The 24321-nt window shown below is 37.9% G+C and carries 25 protein-coding genes; 16 read left to right on the forward strand and 9 right to left on the reverse strand.

Annotated features, from left to right (window positions below; translation table 11 throughout):
* Positions 1-228: 228 nt before the first annotated feature.
* From ACFOUV_RS01245 to speB, 6 genes are all read left to right on the forward strand, one after another.
* The gene (locus tag ACFOUV_RS01245; RefSeq protein ID WP_379494953.1) at positions 229-1683 is read left to right on the forward strand and encodes a potassium/proton antiporter; all 1455 of its coding nucleotides are present in this window, start codon (positions 229-231) and stop codon (positions 1681-1683) included.
* A gap of 377 nt (positions 1684-2060) precedes the next feature.
* Entirely contained in the window at positions 2061-2315 is a 255-nt protein-coding gene (locus ACFOUV_RS01250; RefSeq protein WP_379494954.1) for an S-adenosylmethionine synthetase N-terminal domain-containing protein, read from the forward strand.
* A complete protein-coding gene (locus ACFOUV_RS01255; RefSeq protein ID WP_379494955.1) occupies positions 2312-3811 on the forward strand; it encodes an aminotransferase class I/II-fold pyridoxal phosphate-dependent enzyme in 1500 nt (499 codons plus the stop codon). Before ACFOUV_RS01250 ends, ACFOUV_RS01255 begins: the two co-directional genes overlap by 4 nt.
* A 13-nt stretch (positions 3812-3824) precedes the next feature.
* Positions 3825-4250 (forward strand): adenosylmethionine decarboxylase, encoded by a 426-nt coding sequence (speD, locus tag ACFOUV_RS01260; RefSeq protein ID WP_379495733.1) that lies wholly within the window; start codon positions 3825-3827, stop codon positions 4248-4250.
* The gene (gene speE / locus ACFOUV_RS01265) at positions 4250-5098 is read left to right on the forward strand and encodes a polyamine aminopropyltransferase (protein ID WP_379494956.1); all 849 of its coding nucleotides are present in this window, start codon (positions 4250-4252) and stop codon (positions 5096-5098) included. The genes speD and speE overlap by 1 nt, the downstream gene beginning before the upstream one ends.
* Positions 5095-5955 carry an agmatinase gene (speB, locus tag ACFOUV_RS01270; RefSeq protein WP_379494957.1) on the forward strand — a complete coding sequence of 287 codons (861 nt, stop codon included), beginning with the start codon at positions 5095-5097 and terminating at the stop codon, positions 5953-5955. Before speE ends, speB begins: the two co-directional genes overlap by 4 nt.
* 159 nt (positions 5956-6114) lie before the next feature.
* On the opposite strand, the gene ACFOUV_RS01275 is transcribed toward speB, so the two are convergent.
* Positions 6115-7584, reverse strand: a complete 1470-nt coding sequence (locus ACFOUV_RS01275) for a glycosyltransferase family 4 protein (RefSeq protein WP_379494958.1) — start codon at positions 7582-7584, stop codon at positions 6115-6117.
* Positions 7581-8684 carry a CotS family spore coat protein gene (locus ACFOUV_RS01280; RefSeq protein ID WP_379494959.1) on the reverse strand — a complete coding sequence of 368 codons (1104 nt, stop codon included), beginning with the start codon at positions 8682-8684 and terminating at the stop codon, positions 7581-7583. The genes ACFOUV_RS01275 and ACFOUV_RS01280 overlap by 4 nt, the downstream gene beginning before the upstream one ends.
* A gap of 209 nt (positions 8685-8893) precedes the next feature.
* Between ACFOUV_RS01280 and ACFOUV_RS01285 the strand changes: the two genes are divergently transcribed.
* The 6 genes from ACFOUV_RS01285 to ACFOUV_RS01310 all read left to right on the forward strand — a co-directional run bounded on the left by ACFOUV_RS01285 (position 8894) and on the right by ACFOUV_RS01310 (position 15332).
* Positions 8894-10186: a UDP-glucose dehydrogenase family protein gene (locus ACFOUV_RS01285; RefSeq protein WP_379494960.1), complete on the forward strand. Its 1293-nt coding sequence runs from the start codon at positions 8894-8896 to the stop codon at positions 10184-10186.
* A 27-nt stretch (positions 10187-10213) separates the two neighbouring features.
* Entirely contained in the window at positions 10214-11266 is a 1053-nt protein-coding gene (locus ACFOUV_RS01290; protein ID WP_379494961.1) for a glucose-1-phosphate thymidylyltransferase, read from the forward strand.
* Between the two features lie 32 nt (positions 11267-11298).
* Entirely contained in the window at positions 11299-12303 is a 1005-nt protein-coding gene (locus ACFOUV_RS01295; RefSeq protein WP_379495734.1) for an NAD-dependent epimerase, read from the forward strand.
* 147 nt (positions 12304-12450) lie between these two features.
* Positions 12451-13347: an oligopeptide ABC transporter permease gene (gene opp4C / locus ACFOUV_RS01300; protein ID WP_379495735.1), complete on the forward strand. Its 897-nt coding sequence runs from the start codon at positions 12451-12453 to the stop codon at positions 13345-13347.
* Between the two features lie 170 nt (positions 13348-13517).
* Positions 13518-14333, forward strand: coding sequence for an STAS domain-containing protein (locus tag ACFOUV_RS01305; protein ID WP_379494962.1), 816 nt, complete (start codon positions 13518-13520; stop codon positions 14331-14333).
* Positions 14334-14558: 225 nt separating this feature from the next.
* Positions 14559-15332, forward strand: coding sequence for an STAS domain-containing protein (locus tag ACFOUV_RS01310; RefSeq protein ID WP_379494963.1), 774 nt, complete (start codon positions 14559-14561; stop codon positions 15330-15332).
* 245 nt (positions 15333-15577) lie between these two features.
* Here ACFOUV_RS01310 and ACFOUV_RS01315 read toward each other — a convergent pair whose 3' ends face one another.
* The gene (locus ACFOUV_RS01315) at positions 15578-16009 is read right to left on the reverse strand and encodes a S1 domain-containing RNA-binding protein (RefSeq protein ID WP_379494964.1); all 432 of its coding nucleotides are present in this window, start codon (positions 16007-16009) and stop codon (positions 15578-15580) included.
* Between the two features lie 220 nt (positions 16010-16229).
* Between ACFOUV_RS01315 and ACFOUV_RS01320 the strand changes: the two genes are divergently transcribed.
* Positions 16230-17084 carry a DegV family protein gene (locus tag ACFOUV_RS01320; protein ID WP_379494965.1) on the forward strand — a complete coding sequence of 285 codons (855 nt, stop codon included), beginning with the start codon at positions 16230-16232 and terminating at the stop codon, positions 17082-17084.
* 88 nt (positions 17085-17172) lie between these two features.
* A complete protein-coding gene (locus tag ACFOUV_RS01325) occupies positions 17173-17346 on the forward strand; it encodes a hypothetical protein (protein WP_379494966.1) in 174 nt (57 codons plus the stop codon).
* 113 nt (positions 17347-17459) lie between these two features.
* Here ACFOUV_RS01325 and ACFOUV_RS01330 read toward each other — a convergent pair whose 3' ends face one another.
* Positions 17460-17627 carry an aspartyl-phosphate phosphatase Spo0E family protein gene (locus ACFOUV_RS01330; RefSeq protein WP_379494967.1) on the reverse strand — a complete coding sequence of 56 codons (168 nt, stop codon included), beginning with the start codon at positions 17625-17627 and terminating at the stop codon, positions 17460-17462.
* Positions 17628-17885: 258 nt separating this feature from the next.
* Between ACFOUV_RS01330 and ACFOUV_RS01335 the strand changes: the two genes are divergently transcribed.
* A complete protein-coding gene (locus ACFOUV_RS01335; RefSeq protein ID WP_379494968.1) occupies positions 17886-18119 on the forward strand; it encodes a hypothetical protein in 234 nt (77 codons plus the stop codon).
* Between the two features lie 171 nt (positions 18120-18290).
* On the opposite strand, the gene qoxD is transcribed toward ACFOUV_RS01335, so the two are convergent.
* From qoxD to ACFOUV_RS01360, 5 genes are all read right to left on the reverse strand, one after another.
* Positions 18291-18575 carry a cytochrome aa3 quinol oxidase subunit IV gene (gene qoxD, locus ACFOUV_RS01340; protein WP_379494969.1) on the reverse strand — a complete coding sequence of 95 codons (285 nt, stop codon included), beginning with the start codon at positions 18573-18575 and terminating at the stop codon, positions 18291-18293.
* 1 nt (position 18576) lies between these two features.
* Positions 18577-19173 (reverse strand): cytochrome aa3 quinol oxidase subunit III, encoded by a 597-nt coding sequence (gene qoxC / locus ACFOUV_RS01345; protein ID WP_379494970.1) that lies wholly within the window; start codon positions 19171-19173, stop codon positions 18577-18579.
* Positions 19170-21119, reverse strand: coding sequence for a cytochrome aa3 quinol oxidase subunit I (gene qoxB, locus ACFOUV_RS01350; protein ID WP_379494971.1), 1950 nt, complete (start codon positions 21117-21119; stop codon positions 19170-19172). The genes qoxC and qoxB overlap by 4 nt, the downstream gene beginning before the upstream one ends.
* 55 nt (positions 21120-21174) lie before the next feature.
* On the reverse strand, positions 21175-22110 hold the full coding sequence (gene qoxA / locus ACFOUV_RS01355) for a cytochrome aa3 quinol oxidase subunit II (protein WP_379494972.1): 936 nt from the start codon (positions 22108-22110) through the stop codon (positions 21175-21177).
* Between the two features lie 234 nt (positions 22111-22344).
* Positions 22345-22758, reverse strand: a complete 414-nt coding sequence (locus ACFOUV_RS01360) for a CHRD domain-containing protein (RefSeq protein ID WP_379494973.1) — start codon at positions 22756-22758, stop codon at positions 22345-22347.
* A 198-nt stretch (positions 22759-22956) separates the two neighbouring features.
* Here ACFOUV_RS01360 and ACFOUV_RS01365 point away from each other — a divergent pair, with 198 nt between their 5' ends.
* Positions 22957-24174, forward strand: coding sequence for an EAL-associated domain-containing protein (locus ACFOUV_RS01365; protein ID WP_379494974.1), 1218 nt, complete (start codon positions 22957-22959; stop codon positions 24172-24174).
* The last annotated feature ends 147 nt before the right edge of the window (positions 24175-24321 follow it).

Genomic DNA, 24321 nt, shown 5'->3' on the forward strand with positions numbered 1-24321 from the left:
AGGATTTATAGGTGCATTTCCTAATCATGGATTTGCATCTTTTTTTATAGTTAAGCATAGGCAATGAATAAGGTTAAAAATAGATATTTGTGTTAAAATTTAATAGAGAATCATTTAAAAGTTTCAGGTTAAACGAATAAGTTGGAAAATCTATTTAAATAGTAGATTAACTTTTCACTTTTTTACAATAAATTGTTATAAGTTAATGTAATGGAAGGATTGTTCTGGATGGAAATCATAGGGGGATTATTATTCTTACTATCTGTCATGCTAATCATTGGTGTATTAACGACGAAGTTCTCTTCTCGATTAGGAGTGCCTTCACTTATTCTTTTCCTAATTGCTGGCATGATACTTAACAGATTTATTTTTTTTGAGGAAGTTCGGTTAACCCAATTTATTGGTACGTTGGCATTAATCATTATTCTATTCGATGGTGGTACCCAAACAAAATGGGGTAGAATACGGCCAATCCTTGTTCCTGCGACATCTCTGGCAACACTGGGAGTCTTCATTACAACGATTGTGACTGGTTTAGCAGCTATGTATATTTTGGATTTTTCATTATTGGAGGGACTTCTTTTAGGTGCTATCGTTGGATCAACGGACGCAGCAGCCGTCTTTTCGGTATTAGGAAATAAAAACTTCAATAAACGACTGACATCTACATTGGAGGCTGAGTCTGGTTCGAATGATCCGATGGCTGTATTTCTTACCGTTACGTTAATTGAAATGATTCAAATTCCCGACATGTCGATTTGGTCTGCAGTCGGAAGTTTTTTCTTGCAAATGGGTCTTGGCCTTGGATTAGGACTACTACTTGGTAAAATCACTGTTGTTGTTATAAATAATATAAAACTGGATATTTCCGGCTTATACCCTGTACTTGCAATGGGATCTGCTGTTTTCACGTATGCACTAACCGATTTCCTTGGAGGTAGCGGTTTACTCGCAGTTTATGTCATGGCCGTATTTGTTGGTAACAGTGATTTAACACACCGTTTTTCTATTTTAAGGTTTAATGAAGGTTTTGCCTGGATGATGCAAATTGTAATGTTTACCCTGCTTGGACTACTTGTCTTTCCGGAACAACTAACAGCAGTATTTTGGGAAGGGATTCTGATTGCCATTATTTTAATGTTTGTCGCACGTCCGATTGCTGTTTTTATCAGTATGCTGTTTATGAAATACGATGTAAAACAAAAATTATTTATTTCATGGGCAGGTTTAAAAGGTGCAGTGCCGATTGTGTTGGCTACCTATCCTATTTTATCGGGTCTGGAAAATAGTAATCTGATATTTAACACCGTATTTTTCGTTGTATTAATTTCTGCCTTAGTTCAAGGAAGCACATTATCCTGGCTTGCTGAAAAGCTAGGTTTAACGGAAGAGGAAGAGGATGGAAATGCAAGCATTGAATTAATCAATTTGGGGAATACCGACTCGGAAATTATGAAGGTAACTATACCAAAACGTTCCCCAGCGATTGGAACATCATTAATCGATTTGGAATTACCTGATGCGACATTAATTATTGGGATTACTCGAAAGAAAAAATTATTGACGCCAACAGGTACGTCTATCATTGAAAAAGGCGACACGTTATTCGTCTTGAGTGATAAGGAAAACAGGAAAAAAGCAAAAACAGCATTATTGGGAAATCAAAATAAGCGTGAACTTTAATTAATCGTTATGTCCTATAATCCCATGTGATTATAGGACATCTTTGTGATGTTTGAAAAATTTGTTCGGCAACAGTTAAATTTTAGGAATTCCATACAAAAAAATCAATTGACATGATATATATTATCGATTAGTATTATTCTCAGCATGAATAAAGTCTATCTTATTAATAGCCGTTGAGACGAGGGGTCAAGGATACGGTGGCAAACCAATCTGATTTAAACAATCAGATCATGGGGCCCAACCTGAGCACAAAATATTGCATTTTGTGAACGATAAGAGGATAAGCAGCTGATATTAATCGAAGCTTTCCTTAGGTGGTTGTAGGAGAGCTTTTTTGTGTGCCTAAAATTATTTTTTTGTTAGGAGGGTTAATGTTGGCAGAGAAAATTTTATTTACTTCAGAGCCTGTGTCTGAAGGACATCCCGATAAAATCGCAAATCAAATTTCGGATGCAGAACTGGGCGCAGAACTTGAGCAGAATCCCTTTTCAAGGGTAGCCTGTGAAGTGTTTGACACGACAAATACGGTTATTGTAGGTGGGAAAATGACCACTAGAGCCTTCATAGATATCGAAAAAATTGCAAGAGATACATTAATTGAAATAGGGTACACGGTATCATCGACATGATGAACGAATTGCAGGAGCGTGTAACGAAAAGTATTTCATTGGTTGATCAGGATAAGATGCCCTTGTTTGAAGCTTTAGTTCACTATGCAAAGCAAAAAGTAACCCCGTTTGATGTACCAGGTCATAAAATGGGTGCCCAAATGAATCCGTTGAAGATGGCACTTGGGGAAACGGCGATGCGGATGGATGTTAATTCTATGAAAGAGCTTGATCTATTAAGTCATCCTCAATTTGTCATTAAAGAAGCACAAGACTTAGCTGCCGATGCGTTTGGTGCCGATCATGCTTATTTTCTAGTGAATGGAACGACGATTGGCATTCATGCAATGATTATGGCAGCCTGTAAGCCGGGAGATACATTACTCGTACCCCGAAATTGCCATAAATCCGTCATGGATGGAATTATTTTAAGTGGAGTAAAACCAGTATTTATTAAGCCGGAAGTTGATTACCACTTTGGAATTTCCCACGGTATTTCGGTTTCAAATGTAAGAAAAGCTATCGAAGCGCATCCAGAAGCAGGGACGTTATTGGTTACCTACCCAACTTATTTCGGATCGATGAGCGATTTGGCAACAATTTGCCGGATTGCCCATGACCAGGATATGACGGTCATTGTTGACAGTGCGCACGGTGCCCATCTTGGCTTTATGTCAGAGGAGATGATCGATCCTATCTATGCTGGGGCAGATGTTGTAGCGGTAAGCATGCATAAAACTGGTGGCTCATTAACACAAAGTTCCATACTTCTCCTTAACAATAATAGAATCGCATCTAAACAGATTCGAAAAGTACTGGATATGCTGCAAACAACGAGTGCAAATTACTTGCTTATGAGTTCGTTGGATGTAGCAAGGAGGGAATTGTCTCTCTACGGAAAGAAGCGTTACAGTCAGTTACAATCAATTATAGAAGAAGCGATCAATGAAATTGAGTCGGCTTCAAACTATGAAATATTGAAAGCTCCCTATGTAAAAGACCATTATGATCAATCGTATGATTGGACGAAATTAGTCATCCGGGTGAATGGTATTGGTTTAACTGGATTCGAAGTATATACCCTTTTAAAAGAAAAATACGGAATACAGATGGAACTCGCTGAAGGCTATGTTATCATGGCCATAGTTACTGGATCGGATACAAGGGAATCGATTGAAAAACTTGTTTTGGCTTTAAAGGATATTGAAAAAAACCTTGGTCACCGTTCTATGATTATGCTGCCACATGTTACAGCAGATCAGGTTAATGAACTCGTTATAAGCCCAAGGGATGCATTCTATGCTGCCCAGGAGTCAATTACTATTGATGATGCTGTTGGCAGAATATGTGCAGACACATTAATGATCTATCCACCGGGGATACCACTTGTGATTCCAGGGGAACGGATATCCACGGATATCCTCAAGCAATATCATTATTATCGTAAGACGTTTGGCAATGTGTTAACGGAATCTAAAGAAACAAACCATATAACAGTTATAAAGGAGAATGCGTAAAATGGGATTAGAAATAAAGGCATTAGGGAGACATGTTTTAATTGAGTTTTACGGTTGTCCAAGCGAAGTGATTGAAGATCATGCCTTAATTGAAAAGCATATGCGTGGAGCGGCAGCTTATTCTGGTGCGACGATTGTTGAATCGGTTTTCCATCATTTTAATCCATATGGAGTTTCAGGTGCCGTCATTATTGCAGAATCGCATTTAACCATTCACACATGGCCGGAATATGGTTTTGCTTCTGTAGATGTTTATACTTGCGGCGATTCCGTAAACCCTTGGAAAGCAGCTGATTACTTATCTGAAAAACTGCAAGCCAAAAAAACCGAATCATCTGAAGTACCTCGTGGAATGGTTGATAAAATTCGCCAATTTGCGGAACAGGAAATTGAAGAGGTAAGAGTGAAGCCAAAAGAAGAATTAGAGGGTGTAAAGTAATGAATTGGTATACCGAACAATGGAGTAACGATTGTAAATTCTCCATTGCCTATGATAAGAAAATATACAGTGAACAATCATCCTTTCAACAAATTAATTTCTATCAAGGAAAAGAATTTGGTACATTTTTCACATTGGATGGATTGATGATGGTAAATGAAAAAGATGAATTTATTTATCATGACATGATTGTACACCCTGCATTTGCAACAAATCCGAACATCAAAAAGGTTTTGATTATTGGTGGGGGAGATGGTGGAACAGCACGTGAAGTGTTACGTTATCCAAACGTAGAAGAAGTGGTTATGGCAGAAATTGATGAGCGGGTTTTTCGATTATGTCAACAATATTTGCCAGTGACTGCCCGCGGTGTTGAAGAAGATAGCCGGATGAAGTTGCGCTTTGAAGATGGCTTGGAATATGTACGAAACGCGCCGGATCAATCGTTTGATCTGATCTTGGTTGATTCCACAGATCCAGTCTCTGTAGGTGAAGGACTGTTTACGAAGCCATTTTATAAGGAATGTTATCGCGTATTAAATGCGGATGGTATCTTGATTAACCAGCACGAATCGCCATACTTTGCTGAATATGCTGCCAATATGAAAAAAGCACATACGAAGATTAAAGATATTTTCCCAATTACGCATGTATATCAATACCATATGCCCACCTATCCATCAGGCCATTGGCTATTTGGGTTTGCATCAAAGCGTCTAGATCCCCTCAAGAATCTAAACGTGAAAGCCTGGGAGCAGTTCGGACTTAAAACGAAATATTATAATACCAATCTCCACATTGGGGCCTTCGGTTTGCCGAATTACGTGAAGGAGGCTCTCAATCGGTGAAGAATAAATCGTTAAATGTAAGTACCTTCATTGGTTGTGAAAATTCATACAAAGAAGCGGAGGTTGTCTTATTTGGTGTGCCATTTGACGGTACAACAAGTTTCCGTCCAGGGACTCGTTTTGCTATGCAGCATATCAGACCGGATTCTTATGGACTGGAAACCTATTCCCCGTATTTAGATAAAGACCTGGAAGATACATCTATTTTCGATGGTGGAGATTTAGAATTGCCTTTTGGAAATACAGGTCGAGTAATCGAACAGATTTTTGAATACAGCCAGGAAGTCTTGCAGGATGGGAAGAAGTTTCTCATGGTAGGCGGAGAGCATCTGGTTAGTTTACCTACGATTAAGGCAGCACATGAAAAATATCCAGAGTTGCATGTGATTCATATCGATGCCCATACAGATCTTCGAGAAGATTATTTAGGAGAAAAGCTTTCCCACGCGTCCGTTATTCGCCGGAGTCATGACTTTCTGGGAGATGGACGGATATTTCAATTCGGGATCAGGTCCGGACTGAAGGAAGAGTTCGACTGGGCAAAAGAGCATACGTATTTAGAGCGGTTTTCCCTTTATACGTTAAAAGAGAAAATAGGTGAACTAAAAGATGTTCCCGTATATATAACCATGGATTTGGATGTTCTTGACCCTGGTATTTTTCCTGGGACAGGGACGCCTGAACCCGGTGGAATCACCTATCGAGAACTGCTGGAGGCAATCCAGCAAATGCAAGCTTTAAATCAAATTGTAGCAGCTGATGTGGTAGAACTTTCACCAGCCTACGATCCATCAGGTGCTTCAACAGCGATGGCATGCAAAACGATTCGAGAACTTTTACTTACGTTAGTAAAATAGAATTTATTATGTATTAAAGAAAATACACCGTTCATTCGGTGTGTTTTTTTATCATGTCAACTTGTTTACGTCTTACCCAAATAGGATGTGAGTCTAGGATCAGTCCCATTTTTTACGAAAGGTGTCGTTTAGCTTGGGACCGACACAGGACTCATATCCCTATTGTGTTCTTTGTTCCTGCTTTTCTTCCTCTGAATGTTTGTTGTTATTATTAACTTGCTGCAGTTTTGCTTCTATTGACTTTATAATTAATTTGTTGGTTCTTAACAACGTACGGTCTGTCTCTTGCTCCAGTTGTTTTTGCAGAAGTACTTGAAGAATAACTAGACCTTTTATTTGCGTAGAATTGGAATTTTTATTGAAAATGGTACTTTCATCATTTTCAATTTCCAAGTTCTCAAATGACGTTTTAGCTATAGAATCCACGCTTATTTCATTAAAATAATCGACATCCAGAATGTTATAATCCTGACTTTCCATGTTCTCTACTTCATCCCAAACAGAAGAAATATCATTGACGACACGTTCCCACGTATAGTGTTTTTCAGCTAGGGTGCGTCCGTATTTGCCCATTTCTTCCCCTTTTTCCGGATTGGAGAGAAGGTAAGATAAATGTTCAACAAATTCTCCTGGGTCTTTTGGATTTTCTACCAATATCCCATTCTTATAGGGTTCAATTACTTCTTTATTTCCACCTCGGTCTGTTGTAATGATCGGTAATGCTGCTGCCATGGCTTCATAGTGGACTCGAGCTAGAGGCTCTTGCCATTGGGAAGTACAAACAAAAATGTCAGAGGCAACGAACCATTCATGGATTTTATCTGGAGATACAAAACCCGTTTGAATGACCGGGATTGGAAGTCGCTCAGCAAGTGCTCGAACATAGGCAATATAATCGGTTACGGAATTATTGCTGAACCATTTACTTCCCATAATAACGAGAGCAATATCTTCATGTTTTTGTGCCAATTCAGGAATCGCCCGAATCAGTACATCGATTCCTTTATTAGGGGAAAGTCTACCGGCGAATAAGATAACTTTTTTTGAGGAAAGATTATGCGCTTCACGCATCTTCGTTCTGATTATTTTTGCTTCTTGCGAATAGGATGGTACGAAACGATCCAAATCGACTCCGGAATAGATGGTTTGAAGCTTAGGAGCGGCATCAGGGAACAAATCTTTAATCGTTTTGCCTATATAATTACTGATCGTAATTATTTTATCGACGTTCTTTACAGCAAATGCTCCCTCCGTTGCATCAATTTTTTCAGGTTTAAACATGTCATTATGCATACTCAAAACAATTCTGGACTTAGGTGCCAGTGTGCGAACGGAATTTACTAAACGTGGCCGGTTGAAAATATGAATCAAATCATAATCTTCCTGTGATGCGTTGAAGAATTGGATGACATTTTCCCGGTAAATCTCCAATAGACCACCATCGACCCGAATGTAGCGGATATCATCTTGGACTTCATCATTAGGAAGTGATTCGTCACTTCTTCCCAACACCGTTATTTGGTGTTTTTTCTTTAATGCTGGTAGTGCTCCGTCGATATACGTTTGAATAGCCCCACCACGAATGGCTGGAACGGGCAATTTCTCCGTACAAATGATTAAAATTTTCATGTTGTTGTTTTACCTCCTTTCCGATCTTTGGCTAATTCCTCTAGCACAGGCCATTTTTGCTTATCGAGTTCAATGATTAACTGTAATTCCTGATCTAATTTCTCAGTCATAAATATGGTGGGAGAGTAGACGATATCTTTTATATTCTTATAAAACAAATTTGGCAATGATAAATCGATGAGTAACATCTCATATGATTCATCCGTAATTGGATTAGCTTGCTCGTAAGCTTGAATCATTTCTCTTATCCAATTTATATCCCATTTTTCAAGATAATACATTCGATCGATAATCAGTTTTCTTAAATCACGAATCGTGATGTCGAATGACACACCATCCAAGTCAATAATCCACATTCTATCATCAGCAAATTGGGAATTTCCCCATCCATAGTCTTGGTGAGCAAGACCAGCTTCCTGTGTGCCCATGGCAAGTATTTTGTGATAGGGTGAATTTGCTAGTTGAATGCGTGCTTCGCGAGCTTGATTTTCAAACATGTCGATTGCAGATAAGATCGTTGCGCTTGCCGGCATATCACTGTAGGCTGTTGCGATATCCCGAAACCAGCCCAATTTTTTCTCGATTCGTTCATAGGTTCTTGGCCACCGATGAAGTCGGGAGACATGTTCTGCATCAGCTGGAGGTACGTATCCATGTGATCGTCTATGAAATTCCCCTAAAGCATAGCAAAGCATTTTCGTACCTTCCAAATCTTCCGAGACTGGTTGTAGTGTCTCAATCCATTTTGCTACAAACCAAATTTTCCCTCCCATTTCAACATAGTTTTCTCCTTCTACTGTTTGAATAATTGCTGGCACGTTTGCCTTTTGTACCTTTACTAAATATTCTTGAGCACCAAGGCTAAATTTGCTGTGAGCCGGTCTACGGTGTAATAACTTCAAACTAAAAGGACCTTGATCGGTGTCAATTTTCCAAATGGCACCGCCTTGTTTATCCTTCGTTGCCATAACCGCCATATGATGAACACTAAACTCGTAAAACTTCAATACTTCCTGTGTCATATCCTCGATATACGCTGGAACATAAAGAGAGTCTGAAGCAATCTCTTCTGCCCATGGTTTTATTAATTGATCTGCCATTATTTCACCTCCGTAGTAAGTATTCTATTCAGGCAAAAAGAGAAAGTATAGATTGATTACTTACAAATAGAGAAAATAGACAATTTATTAAGGGAGTGTATCAAGTAGCCGTACGCCTTATTTGTGCTTTTCTACTTATTCGCCGTTACTGATTTTGGAAATAGCAATATATTAATCGTACGACTTGTTAATAAGTGGGGAGATATTTTATGAAAATTTTATTCATAGGGATGGGTTACGTTGGTACGACAATGGGAGCGGTATTTGCAAACGCAGGCCATGAGGTTTCAGGTTTAGACACTGATAAAGAAAAGATAGCTTCGTTAAAGAAAGGAGAACTCTATTTTTACGAGCCGGGCTTACAAGAGATGCTAAGAAATCAAATTTGTCATGAACGGTTAAGTTTTACAACAGATGTAAAAGAAGCGATCGAAAACCATGACATTCTCTTTATTACAGTTGGCACACCTTCCCTCGAGAATGGGAATGCTGATTTAACCTATGTAAAAAAAGTTGCTCAAATGATTGGGCGTTATAAGAACAGGGAGAAAACAATTGTAGTAAAAAGCACTGTACCAATTGGGACGACAAATAAAGTGAAGGAATGGATTAACGAAGAAAGTGCTGATTTAAACCCCGTGCATGTAGTAATGAATCCAGAGTTTTTAAGAGAAGGAAATGCATTGCAAGATGCTCTTTATCCAGACCGTATCATAATAGGTAGTGATGATGAAGAGGCACTGAAAGCAATGCTCAAACTTTATCAAAGCTGGAATTGTCCGATTTTACAAACGACTGCAATGGCTGCAGAAACGATAAAATATACTTCCAATGCTTTTCTCGCAACAAAAATATCTTTTATCAACGAAATGGCAAAACTTTGCGATACACTCGGAGTTAATATTAAAGATGTATCAAAAGGGATGGGATTGGATGATCGTATTGGCCCCCACTTCTTAGAGGCTGGACTCGGCTATGGAGGTTCCTGTTTTCCAAAAGATGTCAAGGAGCTCTTGGGCACAGCTGATGCCTATCAACGTCCACTTGGTCTTTTAAAAGAAGTGGAGAAGATTAACAGTAATCAAAGCTCCTATTTCTTAGAAAAAGTAAAGAAGAGTTTTGATACGCTAGAAGGTAAAAGAATTGCTTTATTTGGATTGGCTTTCAAGCCTCATACAGATGATACGCGTGAATCGGTATCCTTACCGATTATAGACCAATTGCTGAAAGAAAAGGCAAGTGTTGCTGTACATGATCCGGTTGTTCATCTATCAAAGGATTGGATAAATAAAGGGATAAAACAATACAGTGACCCTTATGAAGCGGTAAAAGGGTCCGATGCAATTCTTATTTGTACGCATTGGCCGCAATATGAAGAACTGGATTGGGAGAGAGTACGGCATCTCGTAAATGAGCCATCTATTTTTGATGGAAGGAATATGCTAGATGCTGCAAAAATAAAAGAATTCAAGTTTCATTATAAAGGAATTGGTTATTCCTAATGACCGTTTACAGAAAGGATGAGAGAAATGAAGGGTTTAATCCTGACCGCAGGAAAAGGAACTAGATTAAGGCCTTTAACGTATACAAAGCCTAAACCCTTATTGCCAGTTGCAAATCAATCCGTAATTAATTATGGAATAGATCATTTATACAATATCGGCATACGGGAAATAGGCCTCGTAATACAACCAAATGATGAGGAAATATTTAAGAACCATGTACAGTCCAGTACGAGTAAAGATATACGGTTTCATTATATCTATCAATATGAACAAAAAGGCATTGCGCATGCAGTTGGTAAAGCTGAAGATTTTATCGGATCAGACTCTTTTGTTTTATTATTGGGCGATAACTTGATAGAAGAACCGTTAGATTTATTAATGGAGTCATTTCATAAAGAAGATATCCACGGTACGGTGTTGGTGACGAAAGTAGAACACCCTAAAGATTATGGAATAGCAGAAATTGAGGATGGGAAAATCAAAACCTTGGAAGAAAAACCAGCAAATCCGAAATCTGATTTGGCTGTGATTGGTGCTTATATATTTAATGGAAATATCTTTAAGGCTATCGATTCGATCTCCCCTTCAGCAAGAGGTGAATATGAAATTACTGATGCCATCCAATGGATGATTGATCATGGTTATTCCATCAATTATATAAAAACGAACGAACCTACCTTTGATGTGGGAACGATGGAACGTTGGCTTGAGGCCAACCAGTGGATGCTTAAGAAAAGTCCTACACAGTCGGATCATGATTTCGAAGAAGAAATTACTAGAAATTCGATTATCATTCCACCAGTCATCATTGGAGAAAATTGTGAAATTAGCAATTCTGTAATTGGCCCATACGTATCAATTGAAGCAGGTGTGACAATAAAAAAATGCACTCTAAAAAACAGCATCGTTCTAAAAGGTTCTTGCTTGAAAAATGTACCGTATGAAATTACGGATAGTGTATTTGGAGAGAAAGCAAAACTGATTGGAAAAAATATTAAAAAAAATACAATTTATGGGGTTTTCGGTGATGAATCAACCTTACATTTTTCAAACTCCAACTCAAAAAAGAAAAAGTAATGGAAAAGGAACCCCTAAAATTTAGAGGTGAGATCATGATTCTAGTAACTGGCGCAGCAGGTTTTATAGGTGCGCATTTGTCGAAACGTTTACTTCTTCTTGGGTATCCAGTAATCGGAATCGATAACATGAATGATTATTATGATGTGGAATTAAAGGAAAATCGCTTAAAATGGTTATCCGATGAAAACTTTACTTTTGTGAAAATGGAACGGGAAAATCAAGATCAAATAAATGCGTTATTTAAAGAGTATCAACCTTCTATCGTTATCGATCTAGCTGCTCAGGCAGGAGTGCGTTATAGTTTAGAGAATCCACATGCGTATATAAATTCAAATATCGTCGGTTTCATTCATATACTTGAAGCTTGTCGCCACCATAACGTTGATCATCTGATCTATGCATCTTCAAGTTCGGTCTATGGAGCAAACACAAAATTACCATTCTCCGTTCATGATAATGTCGATCATCCCGTAAGCTTATATGCCGCTACCAAAAAAGCAAATGAACTGATGGCTCACACGTATAGCCACCTCTATGGATTACCTACAACTGGCCTCCGATTTTTCACTGTATATGGACCATGGGGACGCCCGGATATGGCATTATACCAATTCACCGAAGCGATACTGGAGGGGAAACCGATAAAAATATATAATCATGGAAACATGGAGCGAGATTTTACCTATATTGATGATATTGTGGAAGGCATTGTAAGGATTATGAATCATTTGCCGAACTCGAACGCGAAATGGAGTGATAATCCAGATGCCAGCAGTCGTAATGCACCGTATAAAATTTACAATATAGGGAGCAACACTCCGGTCAAATTAATGGATTTTATTGCTGCAATTGAAAACAAACTCGGTGTTGAAGCCAAGAAAGAGTATCTGCCATTACAGAGTGGGGATGTCCTTCAGACATATGCGGATATAGATGATTTAATTAAAGACGTTGGCTATAAACCTAGCACTTCCATTGAAGAAGGTATAAGTGAATTCATTGATTGGTATAAAGATTATTACGGTTATAAATGATTCCATCCGTAAAACGAGTAATTGATGAGCGCGTTTCAGTAAAATGAATGCGCTTTTTTGTGTTTAGAAAAGGAACTAATATCATAAGCAGAATGATGAAATGTTACAAATTACAAATTATTAGCAGAAATATATCAATTTACTACTATATTTAATAATCGCAAATATACTAGAAAAGAATTGGGTAGCCTGTCAAATTTGTCTAAATTGGGCTTACACCGGTTTATAAGAAATAAAATGGCAGTTGTCAGTTTATTTATTTTACTCATTATTATTATGATTTGTGTCATGGCACCCGTATTCACAACTATTGATCCAGAAGAAACGAACCTATTATTGATTGAAAAGGGACCAAGTAATGAGCATATTCTAGGTACAAATGGAACAGGTCAAGATAACTTTGCGCGTCTTTTGTATGGTGGGCGTGTGTCTTTAATTGTAGGTTTTAGTGCGATGTTCTTTACGCTGATTATCGGAGTTATTCTTGGTTCACTTGCTGGCTACTATGGTGGAAAAGTCGACAATGTTATTATGCGGGCAACGGATATTATGCTTATGTTGCCATTTCTCGTCCTTGTGCTGACAATTATGGCGATTATTGACAAAGTGACGATTGGATTATTCGTGACGATTATTGCGCTAACGTCGTGGCCTAATTTAACTCGTATTATTCGAGGGACGTATTTATCATTACGTGAACAGGAGTTTGTTCTAAGTGCACGTGCTATAGGAGCGACGGACTTCCGTATTATTTTTAAGCATTTTATCCCAAATGCAATTGGACCAATTGTCGTTAATGCGACACTAATGATGGCATCATACATTATCATTGAGTCTGGTCTAAGTTTTATTGGATTTGGTATTCCTCAGCCGACACCTACATGGGGAAATATGATCTCTGAAGCTCAAAATATACGAATATTGCGCAACCATCCCGAAGCATGGATTCCACCGGGGTTAGGAATATTGATAACGGTTCTGTCTATTAATTTCATTGGGGATGGTTTACGGGATGCATTTGATCCGAAGAGTAATCGGAGATAGACCTTCGTGCTTGTAATTCATGCAAAAATCTAGGGAATTACAAGCCATTCTTTATTGGATAAAGGCTAATAGACTCATTTTAAAAGGAAATAGGGAACAAATGTAGAATTATTATATTGAGGCCTTAACCAATATAAGACCGAGCACAATACAAGAAGGTGGGAATACGCATGAGCTCGTTATTTATTTTTTCCAAATACATAAGTGAAAATAAGAAGATATTGGCTACCAAAGTTGTAAATGGAGTAATTCGAAAAGGAAAGTTAGATGTTCCAAAATGGGAAGAAGAACAGGCAATGGAGATGTATGATGATTTATTTAGATTTTTGGGAGAATCACTTATTGATAAGGATGAGAAGGAGATCCCAGATTTACTATTGGAATGGAGTAAGAAAAATTCAGAGATGCAAGTATCCTCTGGAGGCAGATTATCAGAGATTATTAATCGCTATCCACCTACCAAAGAAATCTTTAATGATATTTTAACTGGGTTGAGTATAGAGTTTGGTTTGTCTATCCGGGATCATGCGTATATTTTGAAACGGATTGATAAAATGTTGGACGCTAGTTTAAATGAAACCTTCCTTTGGTATAAACGCCTTTCCGATAAACAGAGGGAAGATACAGAAAAAGAAGTCCTGAAGTTGTCTGCACCAATTGTGCCGATTCAAGATGGAATCGTTATTGTACCCTTAATCGGATATATTGGGAGAAATAATGCAAAACATATTATGGACAACGTTGTTCCAAAAATTGCTGAACTAGAAGTAGATCATGTGATAGCAGATTTCTCGGGAACATTAACCATTAATGAATACATTTCAGATTTAATACATCAAGTAGGAACAACACTGCGCTTGATGGGTATACACGTAGTTATTACAGGCCTTCGTCCAGATATTGTACAGACAGTTATACATAGTGGTATTGATTTATCCGACGTTGAATCTTTTGCAACGGTGAAGCAAGCTGTAGAGAATATATAATAGGACAAAGTAAGGGCACACTATGACGACGTGTGCTCTTGCTTTGTGTATAGGGTTTTACGTCATATTTTATAAATGTATTCGGTCTTTTCGTTTACTATCCTTTCGACATGCATGAAATTTATGTTAGACTAGTGAGAATTCCTCATGTTATAAATCTTACTGACATATCGTAATGAAATTACATAATTGACTTCTATAAGTAGAAAGGTGAAAGTGATATTAATGGAACAAATCAACAGTACGTTTCCATTGCCTATGTTTAGTATAAATAAAAACCTCGATGTATTAGGTTGCTCTTCAGAGGTTTCTGAAACATTTCATGAACCTGATTCTTTGCTTGATATTATTGATGTGGAAAGCCGTGCTAAAGTCAAAACGTCCATTCATCCTGACATCAAAAAGACATATCTTGAAGTAGATATGGTGGGAAAATTAGGAGAAGTGATTTTAACAGACCTTTATGTAAAGTGGAACAGCGGTTTTTATGGAGAAGTACTAATTATAACGAAAGATCGGGCTATGGAAAAAGTCACAAATCAATTAGATACGTTGCAGCGTAGACTAAAGGAAAAGAATTTAGAACTCTTAAAAGAAAGAGAAAAAATGGATGAGCTCTTAGAAGATAATATAAAACTATCTGCCCCCTTTATTGAAGTTACACAAGATGTAGCACTTATACCATTGTTTGGCGATTTAGATGAAAACAAGGTTGACGAAATTAGAGTCAACACGTTAAATATGGCATATTCATGTGAAGCGAATAGTCTATTAATAGATTTTACTGCAGTAGGTGGAATTGATTTTGAAGGTCTTTCCGGATTAAAAAATTTGTTTAAATCGCTCCAAACTTTAGGGAAAGAAGTCATTATAACTGGCATTCATCCTAAACAGGCACAGCGTCTTCATCATTTGGACATTCGCCTAAATATAAGATTCATTCAATCCCCCCAGGTAGCTGTTAAGGAATTGTTTAATAAAGTTTCCTATCAAACCTAAGGAAACCGTTAGCTTTGAGTTTCTTTATGAGCAATATATGAGGACCTTAATTAAATGTATTCAATTTTTATGTGAAGAAAGGAAACACGGGTTTAATTAATTATTCAAATGATTCATGCAACCGATTTTTTCGGTGAATTGGATTCGAACAAGTACAGTACAGAACTTTCCGTTAATAATAAAAAAAGCAAAAAGGCAAGCCGTTGTACATGCCGGCTTGCCTTTATCTATTTGTTTCCTATTAATTATCCGCGTCGTCCGCCTCTGCCACCACGTTTTGATTCAGTGCTGCGTTTGAGGGTATATAAATTCTCTTCGCTCGACTTTAAGAAACTAGCCATTTTATCTTCAAAACTTTCCTTTGGTTTGAAATTTCCTCTTGGACGTGAGTCTTTGGAATTTCTGTTTCCCTGACGTTGTGGACGCTGGGAATAGCCTTCAGGTCTGTCGATTGCTTTTTTAATGGATAAGGATGTCTTACCTTCCTTCTCACTGATTACTTTTACTTCAATTTCATCGCCAACTGTAAGATGATCATTTACATCCTTTACATAGCTATCAGCTACTTCACTGATATGCACGAGACCAGTGGTACCTCCGGGTAATTCTACAAATGCTCCAAAATTAGTGATACCTGTAACCTTACCTTTTACCTTACTACCTATTTCGATTGACAAAAAATTTCCCCCTCAATATTGATAACACACTTATTATACCAAGGATGGATTACAATATCAATTGGAGGAATTAGGTTATTTGAATTACATTATATAATTGATCCTATAACCGTTTAATATACGAAATCGAATGGTTTAGCACCAGTTATTAATACTTGGTATAATTCACAATACCCTGTATAATCTTCATTAGAAAGTGAAATCGAAAGGAGTGGATGACATGGCAAAGAAAAAGATTGCTTTTGTTACAGATACGACGGTTTATCTAACAGAAGAATTACGTTCCCACCCCGATGTATATGTTGTTCCAATGGTTGTTATTGCCGAGGGAAAAGAATACGAAGATGGAGCAGATCTGTCAACAGATCAATTATATGACATCATTCGAGAAAATAAAGAGGTACCTAAAACATCGCAGCCTTCTGTCGGCAGATTTAAAGATTTGTACGAACAATTGAAAGAAGACTATGACGATGCAATAGCAATTCATGTTTCCTCCAAATTAAGTGGGACAATTTCCAGCTCCACAGCAGGTAAAGATCAAGCAGATTTTGATGTAGAAATAATTGATTCCTTATCACTCTCCTTTGCAATTACCATGCTTATCGAAAAAGGGATAAAATTAGCAAATCAGAATGTGGATAAGACTATTATTGCCAATGAACTTCGGGAGGAAGCTTCCAGATCGCAAAATTTAATTCTGCTTGGAAGTTTGGAACAGTTATATAAAGGTGGGAGAATGTCAGGAGCACAATTTTTATTAGGTAATCTCCTCCAAATCAAACCGATTCTTTCAATCAATTCGGGTGGGGAACTTGGGATCTATGAGCGGGTCCGTTCAGAGAAAAAGGCAACCAAGAAACTGGTCGTATTATTAAAACAATCATGTGATGAAAACGAGGTTACACAAGTAGGCATCATGCAAGGTAATACAATAGAGAGAGCAAAAGAATTGAAGCAAATGATTGAACAGGAGATCCCTGGGATGGAGATTATCGTTGGAGATATCAGTTCATCACTAGCAGTACATGCAGGTGAAGGAACTTTGGCCGTTTTCTGGAATCCAAAAAAATAACCGGTTTTATAGATTTCCAAAAAAGATAGCTTCTTTTCCGAAATCGTAATATAATAGAAGTCTAATACGAATTACGAGGAGACAACCAATGTCTGGTGAAAAGAAACTTAGCACAAGAGAAATTGTACAGCAACAATTGGAAAGAAAAAAACAAGCACAAGCGGATAACAGGAATAAAGGCAATGCGAATAGTACGACAAAACGCATGCAAAGCCAACAAACCAAAAAACCGAGTAATACGCGTAGGAAAATGGGTAGTTAATTCATCGGGTTGAAATAGTGAAGTACTTGGTAGGAGTTAATCACTCCTGCCTTTTTTGTGTGATTCTATAATGGAAGGGCGCTATTCTTTATAAGAATTGCGCCCTTCTTCTATCAAACTTTATTTAAATTATTCAACAAGGAGTCTAGTTCCTGGCTGCACGCTATTGTCTTGTTGGAGGATAAACCATTTATTTTTGCGAGCGACAACATTTCATTCCTCTTTCTTACGATCATTAAGACGATTGATTCCCTATCAATCTTATTTTCTTCTACCACCATGATCTTCACCTTCACCTTTTATTAAAATTAACACGCTTTGCATTATCTCAAATAAAAAATGAAAAATAAATAGTTTCGACAAAGGTAGACAAAAAGATATATCATTTAGCAAAATAATCATCTTTTTCAACAAAAAAAGAGTTGTATTAGCTAAATTATAGTTTGTCAATTTTAAAAAGGTAACTTCGCAAAAATGACATAAATTATTTGACAAATTTATGAACAATATGAATAATATAAAGAAAGGGGATGTTTGAAATGGATGTTAATGTCAAATTATTAAAAGCAACTTCCTATATATGTGGAACGTTATTAACAATTGGGATGGCAATTTTCTTTTACAATTATTTTGTAAGCGGTTCCTCCCCGTGGACTGCTATAGGCATTGGTACAGTGATGGGTGCGACGTTTATATTTATTATGGGGATTTTCCTTGTAGCAACAGAAGAGACAATTGGAGGCAAGAAAGAGCAGGGGAGACAACTTTCGTAAATCTTGAAGAATCGCCCGATATAAAAGTGTCTATCCATTTGATAGGCATTTTTTAATGGAATCACAAGTGGTTGTGAACGGCAGCATTTCCACCACAGATAGTTTCACGGACCGAATCACACACCATCAAAACATAAAAAAACGCCTGGACCGAAATCCAAGCGTTGGTTTTTAAAGGTAACCCCATACCATTACAAGTAAAGAACCGAATACGGTAATTAGCGCAATGAAGATACCGTAATACAGACTTGTATAAATTGCTTTTTTATCTTCGCCTTCACCGGCATGCATGAATATGAGAAGCTGCACGCCAGCTTGTACGAATGCTGTTACGATTAGGATTGTTATGCCCAATTCAAATGACATATCTAAAAAGTATACACTAAGTGCTACTACCGTAAGTAGCATGGAGAATACAAAGCCATTGACTTGTTTCATTGGAAATAATTCTTTCATGTTACATCATTCCTTTCAGGTAAATGAAGCTGAAAATGAAGATCCACATGACGTCAAGAAAGTGCCAGTATAATGAAAAAATAAATGATTTATTAGCTGTTTGAGGAGTCAGGCCTTGTTTTCTAATTTGCAGGAAGATGAAAAGACCCCAGAATAAACCAAATGTAACGTGGGCACCATGTGTACCGAGCGTCGTTAACAGCATACCTGTAAAGGCACTTGTTTGCAGTGTTGCTCCAACGTGATAGTAATGGATAAACTCATAAATCTCAACCCCAAGGAAAGCAGCGCCAAGCAGAAGGGTAATGGCTAAGAATCCAAGCATTGCTTTCTTGCGGCCAAGTCTCATTGCGTTAACGGCAAGTCCAATTGTGAAACTACTCGTTAAGAGCAATATTGTTTCGAATAATACAGGTGTTATCTCAAAGATTTCAGCTCCACTAGGACCACCTCCTATACGATTTTCATAAATAAAGTAGGAAGTGAATAATGTTGCAAAAAGCATAATCTCAGCCCCTAGGAAAATCCAAAAACCTAATATATTCAGGCGATTTTGTTCGGTGCTGTATTCAAGAGGCTGTGTAGAATCTATCTTCATTTGTTAGCACCTCCAAATGTATCTTCTGTTTCTTTAATTTCTTCAGTTGAAATATAACGTCCATCATCTTTTTCAAATGAGCGATATGCCATGCATCCAAGTATTCCTAGTCCAGAGATGATTACTGCTGGCCAGATGAAGAAGACAAATGAGAATCCAAATACTAAGAAAAATCCAGCCATAATGATTGGCCATCCGGTATTGTTTGGCATGTGAATTTTTTCAATCTTGTCTTTGAATAAAACATGGCCGTGTTTCTTGACATCCCATAAAGCCTCAGACGACACTACTTCTGGAGCAACTGCAAAGTTATATTCTGGTACTGGGTTATGTGTTGCCCATTCCAGTGAACGTGCATCCCATGGATCGTCTCCAACATTTCTTGGTGAATGCCTGAAACTGTAATAGATGTTATATACAATAATAACAAATCCAATTCCCAATAAACCTGCTCCAAAGAAGGAAAGCATATTTAATGGTCCGAAACCAGTTGCTTCTGAGTAGGTGTACATGCGTCGTGCCTGACCGTCCAATCCGGTAATATACATCGGGAAGAAAGATAAACAGAAACCGACAACGATAAACCAAAATGCGGATTTACCGATTTTTTCATTCAACATAAAGCCGAACATTTTTGGCCACCAGTAAATGAGGCCGGCAATCATCGCAAATACAACTCCAGGTATAATGACATTATGGAAGTGGGCTACCAAGAACATCGTATTATGATATTGGTAGTCGGCACTTGCGATTGCAAGCATAACTCCTGTCACACCGCCAATAGTAAATAGGGGAATAAACGCGATGGAATACAACATCGGTGTCGTAAAGCGAATTTTCCCTTTCCACATCGTAAGTAGCCAGTTAAATATTTTTATACCGGTTGGTACAGCAATTGCCATCGTTGTAATGGAGAATATGCTGTTGGTCATGGCATCCTGACCCATCGTAAAGAAATGGTGTACCCATACTAAGAAGGAGAGGAGTGAGATTAGTACCATGGATGCAACCATCGATTTGTAACCATATAGATTACGACTGGAGAAGGTAGCAATGATCTGACTATAAATACCAAATGCCGGTAGAATTAAGATATACACTTCAGGATGTCCCCAAATCCAGAATAAGTTGGCCCACATCATATCCATGCCACCATTTTCCGTTGCAAAGAAGAATGTACCGAACTGGCGGTCAAATGTTCCCATTAACAATGCGATTGTGAGAACAGGGAACGCGAATACAATAATGACATTGGTAATGAGCGCAGACCATACGAACATTGGCATTTTCATCAATGTCATTCCAGGTGCTCTCATTTTCATAATCGTAACGATAAAGTTGATTCCAGTCATCAATGTACCGATTCCTGAAATTTGTAATGCCCAATTATAGTAATTTACACCGACGGATTGACTGAAATCAGTTCCTGCCAGTGGATAATAATTGGTCCAACCTGCATCAGGTGAACCGCCGACAACAAAGGATATGTTAAACAGCATTGCACCTGCGAAGTACAACCAGAAACTTAATGCGTTTAATCTTGGGAAGGCAACGTCTCTTGCACCAATTTGCAGTGGAATAATGTAGTTCATCAAACCAATAACAAATGCCATCGCCATAAAGAAAATCATGACAACACCATGCGTGGTAAATACTTCATTATAATGCTGAGCGTCCAGAAACGCATTTTCAGGTACAGAAGTTTGCAATCGCATCATGACCGCATCTGCGCCACCACGGAAAAGCATAAGAAGTGCAGAAATAATATACATCATACCGATTCGTTTATGGTCTGTGGTAGTTAACCATTCATTCCATAAGTAGCCCCATTTTTTAAAATAAGTGACACCTGCGATAATTGCGATGGTTACGAGAGCGATAGAAACCATTGCGCCATAAATCAACGGGCTTGGATGGGGGACGGCGAATCTATCAAAAAAGTCCATATCTATTTAACTCCTTTCGAGAGTCTTGAAGTTTGTCTGTTTATCGTGAAACGGATTAGTGGTTACTGTGTTCTGATTCTTCACTGCTTGATTGGTCATTATGTTCTTCATGTTCTGTGTTTTCATCTTCAGAATCAGTGGTGGAACCGTGGTTATGTCCACTATTTTCACCTTCAGGGGCAGGTGCGAAATCTAAATGTGTCCCTGTAAATGTCATTTGCCCAAGATGGCCGGGCTCTAATAATTGTTCGAATTCTTCTTCGGTAAGAGGATCAGCAGTTGCATGAATCTCTTCTACCCATGTATCAAATTCTTCCTGTGGCATGGCAGTTACATTAAAGGTGTTTTCTGCAAAACCTTCTCCATTAAAGTTGGCGTTACGTCCCAGATAATCACCTGGAACTTCAGCAACAAGGTTTAATGTGTTTACCATATCTGCCATCGCGTATTTTTGTCCTGCAAGTTGTGGTATCCAGAAACTCGAAATTGTGCCATGGGAATAGAGTTTAAACTCTATTGCCTGGTTGGTAGGGATAAATAGGTAGTTAACCGTTTCGATATCTTGTTCCGGATAACTAAAATGCCATTTCCAGTTGGAAGAAGAGGCATAAATGACCATTGGTTCCTGTTCTTCGTATCCGACTGGTGTGGACTCTACTTCATAGGTCGACATGACAGATACAACAGATAGGAAGGCAACAATCAAAATTGGAATCCCAACGATAATTCCCTCAACAATTGGATTTCCTTCAATGTATGGAGGCTCATAATCATCCGGCTGTTTGGATGCTCTGTATTTCACAAGAACGATGATTAAAAGTGTGATGACGACGATAACAATGAGTGCCATTGAGATAATCGAAATCCATATCACATTGGCTGTGGTTTCAGCCTGTGGCCCTTTAGGATCTAAAACGAGGACAGGCTCACAACCTGTTAAAACGGCGACTATAGTGATCATAAATGTTAATACTGCCCATTTAAACTTCATCTGAATACCCCTTTCTCTTAAACTATATTTATTTTTTAGTGGATAATTACAGAAATGCTCAAAAAACATAACATGTTACATAATAGTGTCGAAAAAATTTAATTTCAATATCATGAGAAATCCTTCACAAAATGTTCATGAAGATTAGTATATTTTATGAAAGGGGGTGTTAATTAATGGAATTTTATTGAGGCTTGTCCATTCGACAAAAAACGGGGAGTGACAGGCACCCCCTTACTGTTGTTTGATTTTTCCGCGGATTTCACCGTCCGGAAATTGAGTAGTATGGACATTCACATATGTTTTACCAGCACTCATGAGATCAACTAATTCCGATAATGGCTTTCCCATTAATGGACCAACAAGATCTTTTGCAGTTAGGATTCCTTCTATTACTTTATTATTTGTACTGGTCCCATGATCAATTGGACCAAATAGAAAAGCGACGATGGGACCATTAATATTTCTTTGTCCTAAATGGATATGTGCCTGTGTCATGTTTCTTAAGTCATGAACAGCCAACCGATAGATAATCTTCTTTTGATCGCTACTCACATGAAACAATGCCAATCCATCAGCGTCTGTACGAACAGGTGGTACTTCCTGTGAACCAGATAATTGGGAAATGAAAAAATAATCGTTATACATGTTTATCCTCCTTTTCATATAGTTTATTTTTGGAAGGACAATCTGCTTGTATTGCTATCTCTACAAATGGCAAATCGTTAAAAAATGGCTAATGACCATGACCAATTAATTATTATTCTCTATAACATCGTTTCCTTTACAGCATTTCGGAATGGGACAGACATCACTTATGATATAATTGGGTGTGGAGGTGATTGTATGGACCCGTTAGAAATTATGTTGAATTTGGATCGCGTAGTTCCCCATTATAAACCTGTCATTAGTGCGGATAATCAAATGGTTGTTGGCTATGAAGTGATTGCGTTCTTTCAGGAAGAAGATGGCAGTATGGAACGGATGGATTGGTTTTTTGATGACTCGACGATCCCTGATGAATTCCGTCTTGAGGTGAATAATTATATCCACCAACAAGCGATTGATCGACTGATGAACGAAGAACAACCTATACATCTGACTATTTATTATGACGCTGATCTATTAATTAAAGACAATGGTGAATCATTATTGTCCATATTGCATTCCAATGGAGAAAAAGGCTTGGATCTGCATCAGATTGTGATTGAAATAAAGGATACATACTTAATCGAACAACTAGATACCCTTCGTAATTTAATAAAATATATGAAAACACTTGGCATTCGAATTTCCCTCCATATGGAACAACCGAATGGAAGTCTTGACAAATTGGCTATCATTCAGCCGAATATCGTGAAAGTAGATGCGGGATTTTTGAAAGATGATTTATTGCCACATTTATATCGTGATGTACATCAGTCCCTTTCCATGCTGTCCCGGAAAATAGGTGCTGCCTTATTATTCAAAGGGATCTCCTCGTATAATCAGTTTAACTATGCATGGAGGAGTGGAGGACAATATTATCAGGGCCGTTACCTGAAAGAACCTCAAGCAGCATTCATTGAAGCAGATTGCTGTCAGCAACTCATTCGAACGAACTTCCATCAATTCGTAAGTTTTGAACGAAGAAAGGTCAAAGCGCAACTAAAACTAATGGAACAGCTTAACCAAAAGTTTAAAACAACGCTAATGGCAATAAATCCGGATAACGCGTACGATGATACTATTCTAAGTGTTGGAAGTGCCTGCAACGAACTTGCTTTTCGGGTGTATATTTGTAATGAAGAAGGGATACAATTGTCCTCGAATGCGGAAAAAAATATAGATGGGGAATGGGAGCTGCTGCAGGAAGGAAGAAATAAAAACTGGAGCTGGCGTCCTTATTTCTTTGAAAATATTATGCGAATGAACGTGGAGAAGAGAGGGTTACTTTCTGATTTATATACAGATATCGAAAAGGACGAACTGATTCGAACATACTCTTATCCAATCACAGATGAATTATATGTTTTTCTAGATGTTCCTTACGCGTATCTGTATGACCAGGAAGGACTGCTTTAGTTTTAAACACACCGCCTTAGAACGTTTATGGAAAGCTTTGGAGCCTCTCTTCAAAGCTTCCACCAACTTCCACATTTTAAGAAGCCCACAAGAATCCTCATCATGATAAACTAATACCATACGAACCTAAAAGATTATTATAAAAAT

Source organism: Oceanobacillus longus (genome assembly GCF_042650085.1).
Taxonomy (GTDB): domain Bacteria; phylum Bacillota; class Bacilli; order Bacillales; family Amphibacillaceae; genus Oceanobacillus; species Oceanobacillus longus.